The organism is Sporosarcina sp. G11-34, assembly GCF_026931025.1.
Window position 1 is genome coordinate 42984 of the sequence record NZ_JAHNZW010000016.1, and the last position, 19656, is coordinate 62639.

Consider the following 19656-nt stretch of genomic DNA (forward strand, 5'->3'; position numbering starts at 1 on the left):
TTGCCGCGATGCTAGTCAAGGATACGCTATATTAATAGTGGTTCAATGAGTCACGGATTGGAGGTTTCATTTGTATACAATAGCAATAGCTATATTCATTCCATTTATAGCCGCCGCACTTATTCCTCTTATTTATAAAAAGATTCCAAGTGTAAATATCGGTTGGTTTGTTTTATTTATTCCCCTTACTCTTTTCATCATGCTTGCTCGTTACATCCCTGCGGTTGCCGCCGGAGAAACATACATACAAACAATTAAATGGATACCGTCTGCAGGGATTGATTTCACGACGTACCTGGACGGGCTTAGCATGATTTTTGGCTTGCTGATTACTGGAGTTGGAACGCTTGTCATTCTTTATTCCATTCATTATTTATCCGAAAGAGAATCGCTAGGCCATTTTTATGTTTATTTACTAATGTTCATGGGGTCGATGCTCGGTGTTATTTTCTCGGATAATTTAATGGTTCTATATGTGTTCTGGGAATTAACGAGTATTTCATCATTTCTTTTAATCGCCTTTTGGTATCACCGAAAACAATCAAGATACGGTGCACAAAAGTCATTACTCATTACCGTGTCTGGTGGAGTAGCGATGTTAGCTGGGTTCTTAATGCTTTACGTAATGACGGGGTCGTTTAGTATCCGGGAAATTCTTGGTTTGATCGGCCGGTATACGGATGAACCATTGTTCTTGGCAGCAATGATTCTTGTGTTACTAGGTGCATTTACAAAGTCAGCACAGTTCCCGTTTCACATCTGGCTTCCAGATGCGATGGAAGCCCCGACGCCGGTGAGTGCCTATTTACACTCCGCAACGATGGTAAAGGCGGGCATTTACTTAGTCGCTCGTTTTACGCCCATCTTTGGCGGTGAGGCGACTTGGTTTTACGTAGTAAGTTGTGTTGGAATCTTTACGTTGTTTTGGGGTTCGTTCAATGCGGTCCGACAAACGGATTTGAAAGCATTGCTTGCCTATTCAACGATTAGCCAACTAGGGCTTATTATGAGTTTGTTTGGACTCGGATCAGCCGCGCTTAACTCAGGTTATAGTGAGGATTCGGTTATTTATACGCAGGCGACGTTTGCTGCATTATTCCATCTTGTGAATCATTCAACATTTAAAGGCGCGCTTTTCATGGTCGTTGGGATTATTGACCATAACGTAGGGACGCGTGATATTCGCAGGCTTGGTGGACTCATGGCTTTAATGCCGGTGACGTTTACAATTGCGCTTATTGGAAGTTTTTCTATGGCTGGTTTGCCGCCATTCAATGGATTTTTGAGTAAGGAAATGTTTTTTGAATCGGTCTTGAATGTTCGGAATCTGGAGTTGTTTCAGATAGGGACATGGACTACGCTATTCCCTGTGATTGCTTGGGTTGCGAGCATATTGACGTTTGTCTATTCAATGATTATTGTTTTTCAAACGTTTTTCGGGGAACATCAGCCAGATCGGCTTGACCGAAAAGCGCATGAAGCTCCAGTCGGTTTACTAATTGCACCTTCTATACTTGCAGTTCTAGTCGTCGCAATTTTCTTCTTCCCAAATTTGATAGGGAATTATTTAATACGACCCGCGATGTCGGCGGTCTACCCAATGTTTCCTAACGCGGATGAGCTAACGCCGCATATTAAAGCGTGGCATGGACCGAATATGGCTTTGTATATGACAATTGGTGTCGTTGTGATTGGTGCATTATTGTACATCTTCCTTCGTTTTTGGAGGAGTGTCTATACGATTGTCCCGATGCGTTGGTCTTTGGACGCGCTCTATAATGGCACGCTAAGTCGAATGGAAAGTGTTTCAACATCATTCACAAACTTTTATATGACGGGATTCTTAAGAGATTACCTCGTTTATATTTTCTTATTTTTCCTTTCGGGTGTAGGTGGAATTCTACTGTTAACGGGTGGCTATTCATTTGATCTGACGGATGATGGACCGGTTACTATTAGTGAGTTTATTATCGTTATCGTTATGATGGTAGCTGCCGGAGCGATTCTTTTTGCAAAGTCTCGTTTGACCGCAATTTTGTTGAACGGCGTTCTTGGGTATTCAATTGCTATTTTCTTTATTGTTTTCCGCGCGCCCGATTTGGCGCTTACGCAAATTATTGTTGAAACAGTGACAACTGCTTTATTTTTACTATGCTTTTATTTTTTACCGGAATGGAAAAAAGAGAAATCGACCACGCAATCTAAAGTGGTTAATGGGATCGTTGCTATTTTAGTAGGGACTGCCGTTACAGTTATTGCATTAGCCGTTCAAGGCGATAAAATGTTCGAATCGGTTTCGCTTTATTTTGAAAATGCATATGAACTTGCGGGCGGAAAAAATATCGTCAATACGATATTGGGTGATTTCCGAGCGTTTGATACAATGCTCGAAGTTGTCGTCCTTTTCATCGCTGGAATCGGTGTCTATACATTGATTAAACTGAAGGCGGGAAAGGAGGAGAACGACTTTGAAGATTGATGATGTCATTTTACAAACAGTAACGAAGATTGTTGTTTTTATCATTTTAACGTTCGGAGTGGAATTGTTTATATCGGGTCATAACAATCCAGGCGGCGGTTTTATCGGTGGACTCGTTCTCTCTTCTGCTTTCGTGTTGCTTTACTTAGTGTTTGATATTGAAACGGTTCATAAAGGAATTCCTTTTGACTTTAAAATTGTCGCTGCGGTTGGCGTGCTATTGGTTGTTTTGTCAGGGCTTGGATCGGTCTTTTTCGGTGCTGAGTTTCTTACGCAGACGTTTAGTTATTTTAACTTGCCAGTGTTTGGCCAGACAGAATTGGCAACGGTTGTTTTATTTGAAGCTGGTGTGGCACTAACTGTTGTTGGTGTTGTCGTGACGATTATTTTAAGTATTAGTGAGGATGTGTAGCTTATGGAAACGTTAATAACAATCCTTGTTGGAATTCTTGTGACCGTTGCTGTCTATTTGCTACTGTCTCGAAGTCTCATTCGTATTATTTTAGGATTGGCTGTCCTTTCACATGCCGTGCATTTACTTCTTATGACGATGGGCGGACTAAAAAAAGGTGCAGTTCCGTTACTCGGGGAAGAGGCAGAATCTTATACAGACGCCCTTCCGCAGGCTCTCATTTTAACGGCAATTGTAATTAGTTTTGCTGTAACGGCCTTTTTATTAGTACTTGCTTATCGTACATATAAAGAAACTGGATCAGATGATCTCGATGTATTGCGAGGTTTTAAAAATGAATAATATTATTGTAATGCCAATGATCATTCCATTGCTTACGGGTATTGTGCTCATTTTCCTACGGGGGCAAGTAATCATTCAACGGATTCTTAGTATCGTGGCGATGATTGCGACTGCGATGATTAGTATTTATATTTTGAATGTAATTCAGACGAACGGTATTTTACGAATCGATTTTGGTGGCTGGTTGCCACCTTATGGGATTTTGTTCGTTGCAGACTCTTTCTCAATGTTGTTGGTGCTAACGACAGCGATTGTGACCGCAATCGTTCTTCTATATGCATTTTTCTCCATTGGAAAAGGGCATGAAAATATGTTCTTTTACTCGTTCGTCTTATTTTTGATTGCAGGTGTGAACGGCTCCTTTTTGACGGGTGACTTATTTAACTTATTCGTCTGTTTTGAAGTGATGCTTCTCTCATCTTATGTTCTAATTACGCTTGGAGGCAGGAAAATACAACTCGTGGAATCAATTAAATACGTTGTCATTAACGTGCTATCCTCGTGGTTTTTCCTACTTGCTATCGCGTATTTGTATGGCACCGTAGGTACGCTTAATATGGCTCATCTGTCGGTACGTATTGCAGAAGTAGGGCAGGGACCACTTCTTACGACGATTGCAATGATCTTTCTCGTTGTTTTCAGTCTTAAGTCGGGACTTCTTCTATATTTCTGGCTACCAGGATCTTATAGTGCTCCGCCAACTGCCGTTGCAGCGCTATTCGGAGCGCTTCTTACAAAGGTTGGTATATATGCAATGTTCCGCGTGTTTACCCTTATCTTTTACCATGAACCATCCATTACGCATACCGTAATTGGTGTTATGGCCGCACTGACGATGATAGGCGGCAGTATTGGTGCAATTGCTTATAAGGATATTCGACAGATTGTATCGTATAACGTCGTCATTTCCGTCGGGTTTATACTCGTTGGGCTTGCCGTTTCAACGGAAGTTGCGATTCAAGGGTCTGTCTATTATCTGATTCACGATATGATTATTAAAGCGTTGTTGTTCTTGCTGGCGGGAACGATGATTTATTTAACGAAGACCGCGCGAATCGAAGAGATGAGTGGTTTAATCCGTAACTATCCACTTCTCGGTTGGCTGTTTTTCATTACGACGATGGCACTTGCCGGGATCCCGCCACTTAGTGGTTTCATAGGGAAGTTGCTTGTAGGCCAAGGTGCGATTGAAGCAGAAGCGTTTGTTTTACTAGCGATTGCATTTATTTCAAGTGTGTTTGTTCTCTATTCATTGTTACGAATTTTCATGAACACTTTTTGGGGAGAAACGATTATTAGTGAAGACGAAGACACTCCGTTAAAAAAAGGTATGCTCATACCGTGTGTATTGCTTGGTATAGCAACAATCACCCTTGGTTTAGGTGCAGAATCGATAGCTGTTTACGTAAATGATGCCGCAAATACGCTTATGAACCCCGAAGTGTATATAGACGCAGTATTGAATAAAAATCAGTAAGATGTGATGTTTTCAATGGATTTATATATGTTGAACTAAAGAATCCTCCTCTCTCCCCCTCGGCGCTTGAATATGACACCTATTTGATTGTAGCGGAAAGCGTCCGCTTGCAACGGAAATCAACGGCTCGGCAAAGCGATCATCATCGGACTTTTTCAGGTCAGAATCTGTAGTTCAACACATATAAATACGAAAAAAGAAAGGGTGAATTTGAATGCCATCGCAAATCTTATTAAATATATTTATCGCATTTCTTTGGATGCTTTTAATTGACGAAGATGAGCTGAGATTTTCGACTTTCTTTGCCGGTTATCTTGTAGGTGTTGGAATTATTTTTATCATGCACCGATTCTTTGGGACCCAGTTTTATTTGCGACGAATGTTGGCAGTCCTTAAGCTGCTTTTCATTTTCATATCGGAATTGACGCAGTCGAGCATTCTCGTGTTAAGACAAATTTTAAGTCCGAAATTAAAAATTAGACCTGGTATTTTTAAATACGAAACGAAGCTCAGAAGCGATTTGGAAGTGACTATGATTTCACTTCTTTTAACGTTAACACCTGGGTCTGTAGTCATGGAAGTTGTTTCCGAAGAGAATCTTCTATTTGTACATGCGATGGACATTGAAAATGAGCGGGACGCGATTTTAAGCCAATTAAGAAACTTTGAAAAGGCAATTATGGAGGTGACTCGTTGATGATTGAATGGATGCTTAAAATTTCACTTGTTTTATTTGCAATTGCAATTGGAATTGCTTTACTTCGAATCATTCTTGGGCCATCGATGCCGGACCGCGTACTTGCACTCGATGTGATCGGCGTGAACTTAATTGCCTTTATCGCAGTTATTTCAATCATACTGAACACAAAAGCATTTTTGGAAGTCATTCTTATTTTGGGGATTTTATCGTTCATTGGCACGATTGCGTATTCAAAATTCATCGCAAGGGGTGTTATAGTTGAACGTAAATGAGATTGGTGAATTTATTGGTGCGTTGCTTATTTTAACAGGTGGATTGATGAGCGTAGTAAGCGTTTTTGGACTTATCCGTTTACCGGATGTGTATACGAGGTCACATGCGGCAACGAAAAGTTCGACGCTCGCTGTTTTACTAACATTGTCGGGTGCTTTTATTTACTTTTTGTTTAGCGAGCATTTTGTAAGTGTTCGTCTCCTGCTTGGAATCGTTTTCGTATTTCTGACCGCGCCAGTTTCAGGTCATCTGCTCGTTCGTGCTGCGTATCGGTCGAAAGTGGAGCTTGCAGAGATATCAGCCGATGACGAATTGGAAAGCTATTTAAATAAAAAAGATTGAAGAACGGTGTGTCGCTAGTTGAGCGTACCCGTTCTTTTTTTATGGGCATTATGGTAGAAAGAAGGGTTCTATTAAGAATAGTAGAATAACAATTAATAAGATATGGGGGGAATTGTATGAGGAAATGGTTGAAAGTATTGTCGTGGATAGTAGGGATTATCGCTGCTTTACTAGTCGCTACATTTATTTTTCTAAACGTTTACATAGGGAAGTCTAAGCCGGTCATAGAGGGGGAAGTAGCTGCAGTTTTTCTAACCGATGATGTGACAGTCGTACGCGATTCATTTGGTGTTCCTCATATAGCCGCTGAAACAGATGCCGATTTGTATCGAGCGCAAGGCTATGTTCAAGCACAAGATCGCTTGTTTCAAATGGACATGGCACGGAGACAGGCAAGTGGAAGATTATCCGAAGTTGTAGGTGAATCGGCAATAGGGACAGATAAACATTACCGGACATTCAGTTTACGTGTCGCCGCGGAAGCTTCCTATGATGGGTATGGGGAAGATGGGAAAAACGTTCTTAGATGGTTTGCAGAAGGTGTGAACGCGTTTATAAAGGAAGCAGAAGAAAGTGAAAAGTTCTCTTATGAATTTAAAGTTTTAGGCTATACGCCCGAACCGTGGACGGAGATTGATTCGCTAACGATTGGAAAGTATATGGCGTATGACTTAGGCGGAAACTGGGATGCGTTGGCGGTTCGTCACTGGGCGCTAACCAATTTGGGGGAAGGTAAAGCAAAAGAGTTATTCATTGAGTATCCAGAAAATGCTCCGTCAATTATCGAAGCGAACATCGCAAATCCCGTGAAAGTGGCGGGGCAGTTTAACCCGGATTTACTACCTCCTGAATTTAATGGAAGCAATAACTGGGTTGTATCCGGAGAAAAAACTAAGAGTGGGCAACCGATTCTTGCCGATGACCCGCATCTTGGACTCGACACGCCTTCGATTTGGTATCAGATGCATTTACAGTCGCCCGAGCAAAACGTCAGCGGAGTTATATTTGCAGGAGTTCCAGGCATTATTCTTGGGCATAATGAAAATATTGCATGGGGCGTGACGAATGTTGGGCCCGATGTTCAGGATTTGTACATTGAAATATCGAATCCTGATGACCCAACACAATTTCGTTATGACGGTGAATGGGAACAGGCAGAAGTACGGGACGAAACGATTTCAGTGAAAGGCGGAGAAGATGTGCCTTTTGAAGTGGTCGTCACAAGACACGGACCGATTATGTCGGAAATTCTTTACGATGAAGAAGATCCCGGTGCACTTTTTTCGATGCATTGGACAGCTCTTGAGCCGACGCAAGAACTTGAAGCCATTATAAAAATGAATAAATCAGCAGACTGGGAAAGTTTTGAAACAGCACTAGAAGATTTTCATGCACCCGCGCAAAATTTTGTGTTTGCGGGGAAGGACGGCACGATTGCTTATAAAGCGAATGGTCGTATTCCGATTCGGAAAAAAGGAGATGGGCAATTACCTGTACCGGGTGATTCTTCTGAATATGGGTGGGAAGGCTACATTCCCTATGGTGAATTGCCACGCGTTGTGAATCCGGACGAAGGATTTATTGCGACAGCAAATAATGAAGTCATTGACGATTCGTATCCGTATCATATTACGAAGCTTTGGGCGCAACCATACAGGTATGAACGAATTGCGGAAGTGCTAAGTGCCGGAGATGATTTCACGCCAGAAGATATGATGGCATTGCAAATGGATCAGAAAAACGTATACGCACGAGAATTTCTTGACCAGATGATTGGTTCGGTTAAGGCGGAGGACAAAGTAGGCGAATACGGCGACCTTGTCAAAATGCTTCGTGAGTGGAATCAAATCGACGATGCCGATGCGGCAGCTCCCCTTGTATTTCATAAATGGATTAAGCAATTGCCGATTGTCATGCTAAGTAAAGACATGCCAGAAGATGTGTATAAAATGTTCCCGGGGAAAGGTCAAATCACGGATCAGATGATGAGAGATGGCTATGCGGGAAATCCGGGAGCATGGTTGGATGAATACGGCGGTGTCAATAAGTGGGTGTTCGATTCGTTTGAACAATCGGTAAGCGATATAAAAGACCAGTTTGGAAGTAAATCAGCCAACTGGAAATGGGGAGATTACCACCAGTTGGCATTCCCACATGCACTTTCGGGCGCTTCACCTATATTTGAGTACTTCTTGAATCCGAAGAAGCAAGCAATTGGCGGCTCGAATGTAACGGTGCAAGCAGCGGCTTTTAAAGACGATGGAACCGTTAATCACGGTGCGCCGTGGCGCTTCGTTGCAGATCTCTCCGATTTGTCCAAAGCGTACCATATTCTTGGACCTGGCCAAAGTGGACATATGAAATCAAAATGGTTTCACAACCAAGTGGATGATTGGGTGAAAGGGAACTTTCATGAAACTGTGCTAGACGGAGAAGTTAAAGACGGATATGTTTTGAAGTTGAAAGCGGAAGGGAAATAAAAAAGGAAGCGCATTTGGCGCTTCCTTTTTGCTTAATATAAACTATGATTTTATAAAGGCCACTTTTCGACAACACGTCCGAGTCGTCCAGTTGTTGTTTCAGCGTGAATCAATGACTGATAAACCGCTTCTTCTGTTGCTTCGATAACAGCTTGGAAAAGTTCATTCATCACAGGATGATCATCGCGCAATAGATTGTATGTATTCATAGCATCGTCGTTCGTATGTGGGGTTAACACGCCGTTTGAGAATGCGATAACAATGTCGCCACTTCCATTATGAATATGTGTACCTGTTCGACCGAGTCCGATTGCTGCCCGCTTGGCGAAGCGCTTCAACTGTCGTTCATTGACAGGCGCGTCTGTAGCAACAACGATTATGACGGAACCATCGGGCTTTTCAGCATCCGCTTTTGACATTGGTGTTGCAATGGATTCCTTGTATCCGTTTTTCAAAAGCCATTCATTGATATTGCATTCTTCAACTTTTCCGAAATTTGTTAACGTCAGAACGCCAACCGTATATCTTGTGTATCCGTTTCGGACGACTCTTGAAGAGGAGCCAATTCCGCCTTTCATTCCGTAACAAATCATTCCTTTACCAGCACCGACGGCACCTTGCTCGAATGGCCCAGTTTCTGCCTTTTGAATGGCGTTAATGGCATGTTGCGGCTTTACTTTCATAAGACGCATTGAATTCAGGTGACTGTCATTGCATTCCCCAACAATAACATTGAGTGAACTTGTTGAATGGCCAATTGAAGGGTTTTCGTCGAGCATATAAGACAACGTTCCTTCTAAGGTAGCTGCCACGCTGAATGTGTTCGTTAACATGATTGGTGATTCAATCAAACCAAGTTCATCGATTTGGATAAGTCCTACTGTTTTACCGAAGCCATTCAAGACAAAGTTCGCGGCAGTTACTTTTTCTTCGAAAAGATTCCCGCTATGCGGCAAAATTGCGGTCACGCCGGTACGCACAACTTCTTCGTCTGAGAGTTGTTCTTCGAGTGTGACATGTCCAATTTTCACACCAGGTACATCTGTTATTGTATTCCATTTCCCGCGTTCCATTCGATTACCCCCAATATTATTCTTATTTAACAATTAAAACAGGTGATGAAACCCGTTTGGCTACTTTATGGCTGACGCTGCCGAGTATCATTTCTTGAAATGAGTTCAGTCCTCGGCTACCTACAACGACAAGGTCAAATGCATGTTCATTGGCAAACTTGACGATTGTCGGACCGGGATCGCCTTGTTTCAAGACAAGTTCGAATAAGACATTCTTTTTTTCGAACAAGGCTTCAACTAAAGCGATTTGTTCTTTTCGGTCAGCATGCAAACTGTCACGACTTATTTTTTGAATGATGTCGGTCTGTGTCCGTTCGTAATCGAGTATATATAAAATATTTACATTGGAATATACGCCTAGTGTTGCGATATGTGCCGCATGTTCCGCAGCTCTCATCGAATTATCGGAACCGTCGACGGCCACAAGTATTTTCTTATACATTTCAACATCCCTTTCCCTTTCTCTTTCTTGTGTAAGAGAAAATAGTTATTTAAGCGTATCTAAAATCTTCTATATCTTCTCCTTAAAATCCTTTTTACAAGATTTATTTCAACATTTATTAGTAGGACGAAAAGCTCATTCAAATAGTCGTTTGATTAGTCTTGCAAATTCAAAGGTATCCGCATATACTAAAAGTATAATCAAACAATCATTTGAATGAGGTGTAATTATGACGGTGAAAGAGGTTTGTGAACTAACTGTTGTCCATGAAGAAGTCGTGAAACGCGTTCAAAAAAACTTGCCCGATTTAGGTGGAATGGTACAGATTTTTAAAGCACTTGCTGATGAAACTCGATTGAATATTGCTTATTCCCTTACATTAGAAAAAGAAATGTGTGTCTGTGATGTCGCAGCGGTGATTGGATCTTCGACTGCTACTGCTTCCCATCACTTGCGTTATTTACGCGATCATTCCCTTGCGAAATCACGTCGTAAAGGAAAGATGATTTACTATTCCCTTGCAGATGATCATGTCCACCAACTGGTGAAAGTGGCGCATGAACATGCAGAAGAAGGTGATTCTCGTGGCAACGATTGAAAAAACGGAATATCGGTTAGAAAATCTGACATGTGCAAGTTGTGCCATGAAATTTGAAAAGAATGTCCAGGGCCTTCCTGCTGTACAAGACGCACAAGTGAATTTTGGTGCTTCTAAACTGTCGCTTATGGGCAATGTAACTGTGAAGGATCTTGAAGCGGCGGGTGCATTTGATGGAATAAAAGTCTTTCCAGCAGCGGAACGTCGTGAAGTTGAAATCATTCCATTTCACAAACGAAAAGAAAACATTGTTACGATCTTATCGCTTCTTTTCTTAATTCCTGGTGCAATTTTGTCATTTACTTATTCAGAAAACTATCCCGCTGCGATTGTTTTTTTCGTAGTTTCAATTGCTATCGGTGGGGCAGGTATATTCAAAACAGGATTTAAAAATCTTGTACGCTTTGAATTTGATATGAAAACGTTAATGACGATTGCAATTATTGGAGCAGTCATTATCGGCGAGTGGCGAGAAGGAGCGGTCATTGTCTTTTTGTTTGCAGTCAGTGAAGCGCTTGAAGCCTATTCGATGAATAAAGCACGCCAGTCGATTCGCTCACTAATGGATATTGCCCCTCCTTCGGCGATTGTAAAGCGCGGTAAAGAATTTTTAGAACTTGCGACTGAGGATATTGTAAAAGGTGATGTCCTTATCGTAAAGCCTGGACAAAAAATTGCGATGGACGGTGTTGTTTTAACCGGAATGTCTACCATTAATCAGGCGGCAATTACTGGAGAATCTGTCCCGGTATTAAAAAATACTGGGGATGAAGTATTTGCAGGTACGTTGAATGAGGAAGGGCTTCTTGAAGTGACTGTCACGAAGCTTGTCGGCGATACAACAATAGCGAAAATTATTCACCTTGTAGAAGAAGCACAAGCAGAGAAAGCCCCATCACAGAAATTTGTCGACAAGTTTGCGAAATACTATACGCCGGCAATTATGATTCTGGCAGTGTTTGTTGCCATTGTGCCGCCACTTTTGGGTGCCGATTGGAATACGTGGATTTACCAAGGGCTAGCGGTCCTTGTCGTCGGTTGTCCGTGCGCGCTCGTTGTTTCTACCCCTGTTGCAATAGTTACCGCGATAGGAAATGCTGCGCGTCAAGGTGTTCTTATTAAAGGCGGCGTGCATCTTGAGGAAACGGGGCATTTGCGTGCCATTGCTTTCGATAAAACAGGTACACTAACAAAAGGGTATCCTGAAGTAACGGATTTCATCCCAGTAGGGAATGTGGACAAAAAACAACTTTTGGAATCGATTGCGGCGGTGGAATCTTTATCCCAACATCCACTTGCAAAGGCGATCACTACGTATGCATATAGAAATGACGCCAGAAAAGTGGAAGTTACAAACTTTCAGTCAGTGACTGGAAAAGGGGCGTATGCGGAAGTTGGAGGCATGACGACTTATATAGGAAGTGTCAATTGGGCAGCAGAACTATCTTCATTGCCAGAGGGTGTGTTGCAGCGGGCAACAGAGCTTCAACGGTCCGGGAAATCAGTGATGGCTGTTGTTCTTGGTACGGATTATAGTGGCTTAATCGCGGTGGCGGATCCAGTGCGTGAAGAAAGCCGTAGCATTCTAAAAGAACTGAAAAGTATTGGGATACATCATACGGTCATGTTAACTGGAGATCATCCGGAAACGGCACAAGCAATCGCTGCGGACCTTGGTATGACAGATGTACGCGGTGGGTTAATGCCCGAAGACAAATTAATTGCCATTAAAGAACTTGGAAGTAAATATGGTAGAGTTGCAATGGTCGGTGACGGTGTAAACGATGCACCTGCACTTGCCGCAGCACAAGTTGGAATTGCGATGGGTGGAGCAGGAACAGACGCCGCACTTGAAACAGCCGACATCGCACTTATGGCAGACGACCTCGAAAAATTGCCGTATACAATTAAGTTAAGCCGAAAAACGTTGCGAATTATTAAAGAAAATATTATGTTTGCATTAGGACTAAAAGTGATTGCGCTACTTCTCATCATCCCTGGTTGGCTTACTCTGTGGATTGCCATCTTCGCGGATATGGGTGCGACGTTACTTGTCGTATTGAATTCGTTGCGATTACTACGTGTTCATAAGTAAATTCAACTTCAGCAAGGCGCATTTAATAAAGGAGGATTTCAGTGCTACTACAAGAATGGACAATGGAAGAGCAAGAACAGCTCATTCACTTTATGACTACGAATACTTGGCCTTTTGATGGTGAATCTCATCCAGGGCGTACGATCATTGAAAAGGCAATTGAAGAGGGCGGCTATGAATCAGACGAGGTAAAGACGTTCTGGGTAGAAAACGAATTGGGTGTAAAAGTAGGAATCGTTAAAATTTATGACTTGCAAGATGAAATTCCACTTTTCGATTTGAAGATTGCAGATGTCTCGCGGGGGTACGGTTATGGCCCGAAAGCACTTCGTCTTATTGCGAAATATGTCTTTGACTTGCCGGAGCAAAAAATCCGTCTTGAGGGCCATACAAGACAAGATAACGTCGCCATGCGGAAAACGTTTCAACGCGCTGGTTTTGTAAAAGAGGCTCATTTACGTAAAGCTTGGTTTTCACCGAAAGAAAACTCTTATTATGATGCGGTGACGTATGGAATTACAAGGGAAGATTTCATGGGTGGAACGACGACGCCCGTTATTTGGGAAGATGTAGAAAAGGGGAAAGAAGAACCTCGCATACCGGTTTTTCTAGATTCGTTTGAATCAGAACGACTTGTCATTCGCGCACCCCAAATTGAAGATTCATTGGATATTTGGAATGCCATTCGTCACTCATTACCTGCTCTTCGCGAATGGTTGCCTTTCGCACAATCGGAGCCGGAATTAGAAAGTACAGAAGAAAATTTACGCGAAGCGATTGCGAATTTTATCACACGTAAAGATTTACGGTTGCATTTGTTTAAAAAAGATACAGGTGAATTTATTGGCTCGTCAGGTCTTCATAGAATCGATTGGTCAATCCCTAAATTTGAAATCGGCTACTGGCTTGCGACGGAGTTTGAAGGGCTAGGATATATGACTGAAGCGGTTCGTAGGATAGAGCGCTTTGCTTTTGAGGAGCTCGGCGCACGAAGAGTTGAAATTAGATGCGACGAACAAAATAAGAAAAGTCGTACAGTGGCCGAGCGCGCGGGCTTCATCCTGGAAGGGACATTAAAGAATGACTCGTTATCAATGGATGGTAAGGTTTTACGAAACACCTGTATATATGCGAAGATAGAAGGTGAGTAAAGGGATATGAGCAATGTACTGCCCATATTCCCTTTGCTATAGCGATCTTTTACCTGCTATGAGTTGGAAAATGAAAATAATACCAGCGACAACTAGTATGATGTGGATAAGTCCCCCACCAATTTTAAATATGAGCCCTAATAACCAAAATACAATTAGGGCGACAATGATAAACCAGAGAATTCGTCCCATTTTATTCACCCCGTTTTCTTGTGTTCTTAATTTACCCCACAGGCAGTAAAATAAACATAACTTGGGAAATGAGAGTAAACGGGGCCAATCGGGGAATACGAAGAGGAGGCGGTAAATATGGCTACGCCGGGTATGGAAGATTATTTAGAACAAATCTATTTACACATTGAATCCAAAGGAATCGCACGTGTCTCCGATGTTGCGGAAACACTTGAAGTACTTCCTTCATCAGTCACGAAAATGGCGCAAAGGCTAGATCGTGAAGGGTATGTGTATTATGAAAGATATAAAGGGCTTGAATTGACGGAAAAGGGTTTGAAGTTTGGAAGAAAGCTTTTAAGACGACATGAGCTTCTCGAACAATTTCTGCGAATTATCGGAGTGGACGAGGAAAATATTTACGGTGATGTCGAAGGAATTGAGCATCATCTAAGTTGGAACGCAATTGATCGGATAACGGATCTTGTTGAAACGATGGAAAAAGACGAGGAATTTGTGCAGAAGTTACGAATTAAGGAAATCGAAAGTAAGTAATTAGGAAAAGGATGATGAAGATGGAAGAATTGAAATCAGGTTATACAGCGGAGTTAGAAGTATTAGGTCAAGAAGGTTCAAGGTGGGTGCTTGAAGGTGATGATGACGACATCATGATGAACGTTTCGGATGCGGAAGAGATACAAGATGGGGATACGGTAAAGGTTTTCCTTTACGCAAACAGAAGAGGCGAGCTAGCCGCTACGATGAGAATGCCGAATATGACGTTTGGTACATACGGTTGGGCGAAAGTCATTCGCATTGACGATAAAGAAGGTGTCTACGTTGACATTGGTTCGTCGTTTGAAGTGCTAGTAAACGGGGCGGACATGCCGAAAGTCCGTGCACTTTGGCCTGTGGTTGGTGACCAACTTTATATGACGCTTCGTACAGATTTGGGCGGCCAGATCTTTGGTAGATTAGGAACTGAAGAACGGGTGATGGATATCATTACGGAAGCTCCTGAATCGGTTATGAACATGAACTTAAAAGCGAGGGCGTATCGATTGCTCCCGGTCGGTTCGTTCATGCTGAGCGTTCCTGAGAATTATCGGATTTTCATCCATAATACGGAGCAGGAAAGAGAGCCGCGTCTTGGTCAAGAAGTCGATGTACGGATTATAGGCATCCGCGATGATGGCACGGTAAACGGTTCGATGTTACCGCGAAAAGAGGAACGTCTTGGGGATGACGCTGACAAGATTTTTACATACTTAACCGATATTGGCGGTAAAATGCCTTTTTGGGATAAATCATCACCCGAGGAAATCAAAGAAATGTTTGGCATGAGTAAGGCGGCGTTCAAACGCGCTTTGGGAACACTTATGAGAGAAGGAAAAGTAACGCAAAGTGATGGATGGACAACTGCATCGGAAGACTAATAGGCAACCTTTTCAGTTTTGAAACGTACTTTATTGATATACAAAGGAGGTATTCGTTTTGAAACGACTAGTAGCAGTAATAGGAATTGCAGTTCTTTCTCTTGGACTCATAGGGCCAAGTATAACGTTAGCAGCTAAAGGAATTGATGAGCGACTCGGTGTTCCGGTCGTTGTATACGGCGCAAATTTATCGGACGCCGAAAAAGAAAGCGTTAAAAATAGCCTTGAAGTTGCAAATGAGGCGGAAGTTGAAGAAATCACTGTCGATGGCAATGACCTTGTAAAATACATTGAAGACGCAGACAGTAAGGCAAGAATGTATTCGTCAGCTAAAATTACAAGACAGGACGCAGGAAAAGGTCTTGTTGTAAAAATTGCTACACCAACAAACATTACACAAGTGACAGCCGACATGTATGCGAATGCCGCGTTGACAGCCGGAGTTGAAGATGCCATTATCGATGTGGCGGCTCCAAAGCCAGTAACGGGTCATTCGGCTCTCGTTGGGATTTATAAAGCATACGAAAAAACGGGTGAAACTCTAAATAAAGACCGTACAGATGTCGCAAATGATGAACTAAATCTTGCTACAAAGTTCTCGGAAAGTATTGATAGCGATAAAGTTTCCGAACTATTAACAGAACTGAAAAAACAAATTTCCGAACAAAATCCAGCAACAAAAGAAGATGTTGAGAAAATTGTCAGTGAACAATTGGCTAAGCTTAATATTCAATTGAGCGAAGCCGATCGCCAATTACTCATTGAGTTAATGGATAGAATTCGAAGCTTGGACATCGATTTCAGTAAAATATCCACACAGTTGTCCGAAATGGGCGATAAAATAAAAGAAAAGTTTGGTGACATTGATCCTGGTTTTTGGGATAAAGTAAAAGAGTTTTTCTCAAATCTTGTCGATTCAGTTTCATCATGGTTTAAATCCTAAAATACAAAAAATAGACCTTTCAAAAAGGTCTATTTTTTAAATCGTAATTATTGCGGAGCGGTAAAATAGGTGATAAAGTAAAAATACCTTGGGTTCGAGATACTTTAGAGGAGGAGTTTATATGCAATTAGGAGGAATTCACCACGTATCAGCAATTACTGGAGATGCCGAACAAAATCATGACTTTTTCACGCGGATTTTAGGAATGAGGCTTGTTAAAAAAACGGTCAATCAAGACTCAACTTCTTCGTATCATCTATTTTATGCGGATGCGGTAGGAACGCCGGGAACAGATATGACGTACTTCGATATCCCGAATGCGGGAAAAACATATCCGGGGGTTTCAAGCATTAGTAATACTGCATTTCGGATTATGTCAGAAGAAGCGTTAGTATTTTGGAAGCAACGCTTTGAAAAAATGGGTGTTGAACATGATGAAGTAATTGAACGTTTTGGTCGTCGTACGCTAACATTTCATGACGCTGAAGGCTCTCGCCTAATGCTCGTCGTAGACGATGGAAAAGGCGTGCCGTATGGTATTCCATGGGAAACAGATGACATTTCGGAAGCATTTGCAATTGTTGGTCTTGGACCGGTCACGCTCACTGTTCGTGACGCAGGGCCGACAGTAAACGTGCTAACTGAAATCCTCAATTTTACTGAAATAGGGTCCTATTCATCGCTAGTTGAAGGAATTCCGGAAATCCGAGTCTTTTCAACTGGAGAAGGCGGGGCTGGAGCAGAAATACATGTAGAAACTCGAATCGACTTGCCGGTAGAAAAACCAGGGCGAGGAAGTGTCCATCATGTAGCATTTCGTGTAGCGACAATTGAAGAATACGATAAGTGGGAAGAGCTGTTACGCCAAAAAGGTTTCTTAACGAGCGGAAAAGTGGATCGATATTATTTCAAATCCATTTATTTTAGGGAACCAAGTGGTATACTATATGAACTGGCTACTGACGAACCAGGATTTGCGACTGACGAATCGACGGAGAAATTAGGGGAGACGCTCGCACTTCCACCGTTTTTAGAACCTCGAAGAAAAGAAATCGAGGCGTCATTACGGCCAATCAATATTAAAAATTGAAATTCTGAAAAGGGGTAATTCAGATGGAATTCAAATTTGTAGAACTTGGTGGGGATGCATTTGCATTCCAAAATGAACAAGATGGTAAAATGATGGCCGAAATTACGTGGACCATTCTTGGTAACGTCATGGTAATGGACCACACATTTGTATCACCTGACTTACGCGGTCAAGGGACAGCGAAGAAATTACTTGACCGTGCAGCGGTATATGCAAGGGAAAATGATCTGAAAATGGAACCAGTCTGTTCGTATGTCGTCACTGCATTCGAACGCTACGATGAATACGACGACTTGAAAGTATGATAAAAAGCAATCCGTTAAACAGCGGATTGCTTTTTGTTTTTGGATATATATAGGTTGAACTAAAGAATGTGACACCCCGCAGCAAAGCGAGGAGGCTCACGGACCGCCCGCGGAAATCAACGGCTCGGTAAAGCGGTCATCATTGGAACTTTTCAGGCTAGAATTTTTAGTTTCAATATATATCGTTAAAAATGCGAAACTTATTATCATTTGATACGTATACTTTATGTAGGATAAAAGAAAGAGGTGCAGTTTGTGAGTCGTACAGCGGAGAAAGTATTATCGATTATTAGTGCGGTGTTTACAGCATTGTCAATTGTAGGGAGTTTAATTGGATTAGCATTTTTTAAAGGGTTTATTTCGGACCCCGTGATGCGTGCAGAGTTGGAAGCAGATTTTTTAAGTGATCCAGCGTTTGCTCAACAAGACGTTGAGATTCTTTTTATGGTTATGGATTCGTTTGTAGGATTTAGCTGGCTTATTATTGTTGGACTCATTATTAGTTTAATCGTAACGATTGTTGGTATTGTAGCTATTTGGAACAATAAAAACCCTAAACTAGCGGGCGCAATGTTTATTGTTGGGGGCTTATTTGCGGGAATCCTTTCACTAACGTCTATACTTCTTTATATTGCTGCGGTACTTAGTTTTGTAAGGAAACCACCATTAGGGCAAGACCCTAGTTTTACAGAAGAGCCATATGACGGAGCAATGAGGCCGTTATAATAAAAAACCGCTTCCTGGACCAGTAAATGGTTTGGGGAAGCGGTTTTTATAACTTAATAAGATCCAACTGGACTTTGAATGGTATAGACATATTGTGCGGTTTCGACGGGATGACCATCGAATAATTCTCCAAAGACATCCAGCAACTCGAATCCTTGTTTCTCATAGAATGCGCGTCCCGCCTGATTTTGTACATCGACATACACAAATAACTGTTGTGCATCTGAAAGCATCGACAAAATATAGTCGAAAAGCTTTCGTCCGTACCCTATATGTTGATGGTCTGGTAAAATATACATTGCCGTCAATTCGGAATCCCCATCGTTATCTATTTTAGTGAAATTGGCAAAACCGACAGGCGTACCTTCACATTCGGCAATGAGAACAATCGTCTTTTCCATACGCATTTGCATCATTGCATCCGAATAGGATCGATCAATAAACGCAGATTGAATATTTACGGGAATTATCCCGTCATACGTAGCGCTCCATGTTTTCCGTGCGATGTGCTGCACATGCCGTGTGTCATTTGACGTCATCGGTCGAATCATAACCCTGTCACCTCAACATTTCTTTTTATTATCATAACAAAAAGAAGCGTTGAAAACTACTACAAAGCTAGTTCGATTGAGTAAAAGGAGGAAAGCAAAATTTATGAATTGGTCATACAAAAGTTTTACTGAATTAAGCGGTTCCGAAGTTTATGAAATATTGAAGTTAAGGGCGGACATATTTGTTGTCGAACAGAATTGCCCGTTTCCTGAAATAGATGGACATGACTATGAATCGCTTCACGTATGCTGCACGAGCGACGTCGAATTATTAGCATACGCACGTCTTCTACCAGCTGGCGTAAAATACGAAGAACCTTCAATTGGTCGAGTTGTCATAAGGCCCGATAAAAGAGGCATGGGCTTGGCGCACACACTTATGGAGCATTCAGTACAAACTGTTATAGAAAATTGGAATCCCAATAAGATTCACTTGCAAGCCCAATCGCATCTCGCTAAGTTTTACAAAAAACATGGATTCGAAATAATTTCCGATATCTATCTAGAGGATGAGATCCCGCATGTGGACATGCTATTGACTCAATGTGAAAAATGAACGTTTCTAAACAG

The 19656-nt window shown here is 42.0% G+C and carries 22 protein-coding genes; 18 read left to right on the forward strand and 4 right to left on the reverse strand.

Features of this window, described 5'->3' with window-relative positions; all coding sequences use genetic code 11:
• Positions 1–70 precede the first annotated feature (70 nt).
• The 8 genes from KSU66_RS18105 to KSU66_RS18140 all read left to right on the forward strand — a co-directional run bounded on the left by KSU66_RS18105 (position 71) and on the right by KSU66_RS18140 (position 8505).
• Positions 71–2479, forward strand: coding sequence for a Na+/H+ antiporter subunit A (locus tag KSU66_RS18105; RefSeq protein WP_269052868.1), 2409 nt, complete (start codon positions 71–73; stop codon positions 2477–2479).
• The gene (locus KSU66_RS18110; RefSeq protein WP_269052869.1) at positions 2469–2891 is read left to right on the forward strand and encodes a Na(+)/H(+) antiporter subunit B; all 423 of its coding nucleotides are present in this window, start codon (positions 2469–2471) and stop codon (positions 2889–2891) included. Before KSU66_RS18105 ends, KSU66_RS18110 begins: the two co-directional genes overlap by 11 nt.
• A gap of 3 nt (positions 2892–2894) precedes the next feature.
• Positions 2895–3233 (forward strand): Na(+)/H(+) antiporter subunit C, encoded by a 339-nt coding sequence (locus KSU66_RS18115; RefSeq protein ID WP_269052870.1) that lies wholly within the window; start codon positions 2895–2897, stop codon positions 3231–3233.
• Positions 3226–4710 carry a Na+/H+ antiporter subunit D gene (locus tag KSU66_RS18120; RefSeq protein ID WP_269052871.1) on the forward strand — a complete coding sequence of 495 codons (1485 nt, stop codon included), beginning with the start codon at positions 3226–3228 and terminating at the stop codon, positions 4708–4710. The genes KSU66_RS18115 and KSU66_RS18120 overlap by 8 nt, the downstream gene beginning before the upstream one ends.
• Positions 4711–4924: 214 nt before the next feature.
• Complete coding sequence (locus tag KSU66_RS18125; protein ID WP_269052872.1) at positions 4925–5407, forward strand: Na+/H+ antiporter subunit E; 483 nt, start codon at positions 4925–4927, stop codon at positions 5405–5407.
• Positions 5407–5682: a Na(+)/H(+) antiporter subunit F1 gene (locus KSU66_RS18130; protein WP_269052923.1), complete on the forward strand. Its 276-nt coding sequence runs from the start codon at positions 5407–5409 to the stop codon at positions 5680–5682. Before KSU66_RS18125 ends, KSU66_RS18130 begins: the two co-directional genes overlap by 1 nt.
• Entirely contained in the window at positions 5669–6025 is a 357-nt protein-coding gene (locus KSU66_RS18135; RefSeq protein WP_269052873.1) for a Na+/H+ antiporter subunit G, read from the forward strand. The genes KSU66_RS18130 and KSU66_RS18135 overlap by 14 nt, the downstream gene beginning before the upstream one ends.
• A gap of 116 nt (positions 6026–6141) precedes the next feature.
• Positions 6142–8505 carry a penicillin acylase family protein gene (locus KSU66_RS18140; RefSeq protein WP_269052874.1) on the forward strand — a complete coding sequence of 788 codons (2364 nt, stop codon included), beginning with the start codon at positions 6142–6144 and terminating at the stop codon, positions 8503–8505.
• Positions 8506–8555: 50 nt separating this feature from the next.
• On the opposite strand, the gene KSU66_RS18145 is transcribed toward KSU66_RS18140, so the two are convergent.
• Together KSU66_RS18145 and KSU66_RS18150 are read right to left on the reverse strand one after the other, a co-directional pair.
• On the reverse strand, positions 8556–9578 hold the full coding sequence (locus KSU66_RS18145; RefSeq protein ID WP_269052875.1) for a DmpA family aminopeptidase: 1023 nt from the start codon (positions 9576–9578) through the stop codon (positions 8556–8558).
• 22 nt (positions 9579–9600) lie between these two features.
• Positions 9601–10020: a universal stress protein gene (locus KSU66_RS18150; RefSeq protein ID WP_269052876.1), complete on the reverse strand. Its 420-nt coding sequence runs from the start codon at positions 10018–10020 to the stop codon at positions 9601–9603.
• A 229-nt stretch (positions 10021–10249) separates the two neighbouring features.
• Here KSU66_RS18150 and KSU66_RS18155 point away from each other — a divergent pair, with 229 nt between their 5' ends.
• The 3 genes from KSU66_RS18155 to KSU66_RS18165 are packed head-to-tail and all read left to right on the forward strand — an operon-like array spanning position 10250 to position 13864.
• Positions 10250–10618, forward strand: a complete 369-nt coding sequence (locus KSU66_RS18155) for an ArsR/SmtB family transcription factor (RefSeq protein ID WP_269052877.1) — start codon at positions 10250–10252, stop codon at positions 10616–10618.
• The gene (locus KSU66_RS18160) at positions 10584–12713 is read left to right on the forward strand and encodes a heavy metal translocating P-type ATPase (protein ID WP_269052878.1); all 2130 of its coding nucleotides are present in this window, start codon (positions 10584–10586) and stop codon (positions 12711–12713) included. Before KSU66_RS18155 ends, KSU66_RS18160 begins: the two co-directional genes overlap by 35 nt.
• 41 nt (positions 12714–12754) lie before the next feature.
• Positions 12755–13864, forward strand: coding sequence for a GNAT family N-acetyltransferase (locus tag KSU66_RS18165; RefSeq protein ID WP_269052879.1), 1110 nt, complete (start codon positions 12755–12757; stop codon positions 13862–13864).
• 36 nt (positions 13865–13900) lie between these two features.
• Here KSU66_RS18165 and KSU66_RS18170 read toward each other — a convergent pair whose 3' ends face one another.
• Positions 13901–14056 carry a lmo0937 family membrane protein gene (locus tag KSU66_RS18170; protein WP_269052880.1) on the reverse strand — a complete coding sequence of 52 codons (156 nt, stop codon included), beginning with the start codon at positions 14054–14056 and terminating at the stop codon, positions 13901–13903.
• 117 nt (positions 14057–14173) lie between these two features.
• On the opposite strand from KSU66_RS18170, the gene mntR reads away from it, so the two are divergent.
• From mntR to KSU66_RS18200, 6 genes are all read left to right on the forward strand, one after another.
• Positions 14174–14590, forward strand: a complete 417-nt coding sequence (mntR, locus tag KSU66_RS18175) for a transcriptional regulator MntR (protein WP_269052881.1) — start codon at positions 14174–14176, stop codon at positions 14588–14590.
• A 20-nt stretch (positions 14591–14610) separates the two neighbouring features.
• Complete coding sequence (locus KSU66_RS18180) at positions 14611–15471, forward strand: CvfB family protein (protein ID WP_269052882.1); 861 nt, start codon at positions 14611–14613, stop codon at positions 15469–15471.
• Positions 15472–15529: 58 nt separating this feature from the next.
• Positions 15530–16414: a DUF1002 domain-containing protein gene (locus tag KSU66_RS18185; protein WP_443029006.1), complete on the forward strand. Its 885-nt coding sequence runs from the start codon at positions 15530–15532 to the stop codon at positions 16412–16414.
• A 121-nt stretch (positions 16415–16535) separates the two neighbouring features.
• Positions 16536–17504 carry a ring-cleaving dioxygenase gene (locus KSU66_RS18190; RefSeq protein WP_269052883.1) on the forward strand — a complete coding sequence of 323 codons (969 nt, stop codon included), beginning with the start codon at positions 16536–16538 and terminating at the stop codon, positions 17502–17504.
• Positions 17505–17527: 23 nt separating this feature from the next.
• Positions 17528–17809 carry a GNAT family N-acetyltransferase gene (locus tag KSU66_RS18195; RefSeq protein WP_269052884.1) on the forward strand — a complete coding sequence of 94 codons (282 nt, stop codon included), beginning with the start codon at positions 17528–17530 and terminating at the stop codon, positions 17807–17809.
• Positions 17810–18064: 255 nt separating this feature from the next.
• Complete coding sequence (locus KSU66_RS18200; RefSeq protein WP_269052885.1) at positions 18065–18535, forward strand: DUF4064 domain-containing protein; 471 nt, start codon at positions 18065–18067, stop codon at positions 18533–18535.
• A 53-nt stretch (positions 18536–18588) separates the two neighbouring features.
• Here KSU66_RS18200 and KSU66_RS18205 read toward each other — a convergent pair whose 3' ends face one another.
• Positions 18589–19086 carry a GNAT family N-acetyltransferase gene (locus KSU66_RS18205; RefSeq protein ID WP_269052886.1) on the reverse strand — a complete coding sequence of 166 codons (498 nt, stop codon included), beginning with the start codon at positions 19084–19086 and terminating at the stop codon, positions 18589–18591.
• Between the two features lie 103 nt (positions 19087–19189).
• On the opposite strand from KSU66_RS18205, the gene KSU66_RS18210 reads away from it, so the two are divergent.
• Positions 19190–19642, forward strand: a complete 453-nt coding sequence (locus KSU66_RS18210; protein WP_269052887.1) for a GNAT family N-acetyltransferase — start codon at positions 19190–19192, stop codon at positions 19640–19642.
• The last annotated feature ends 14 nt before the right edge of the window (positions 19643–19656 follow it).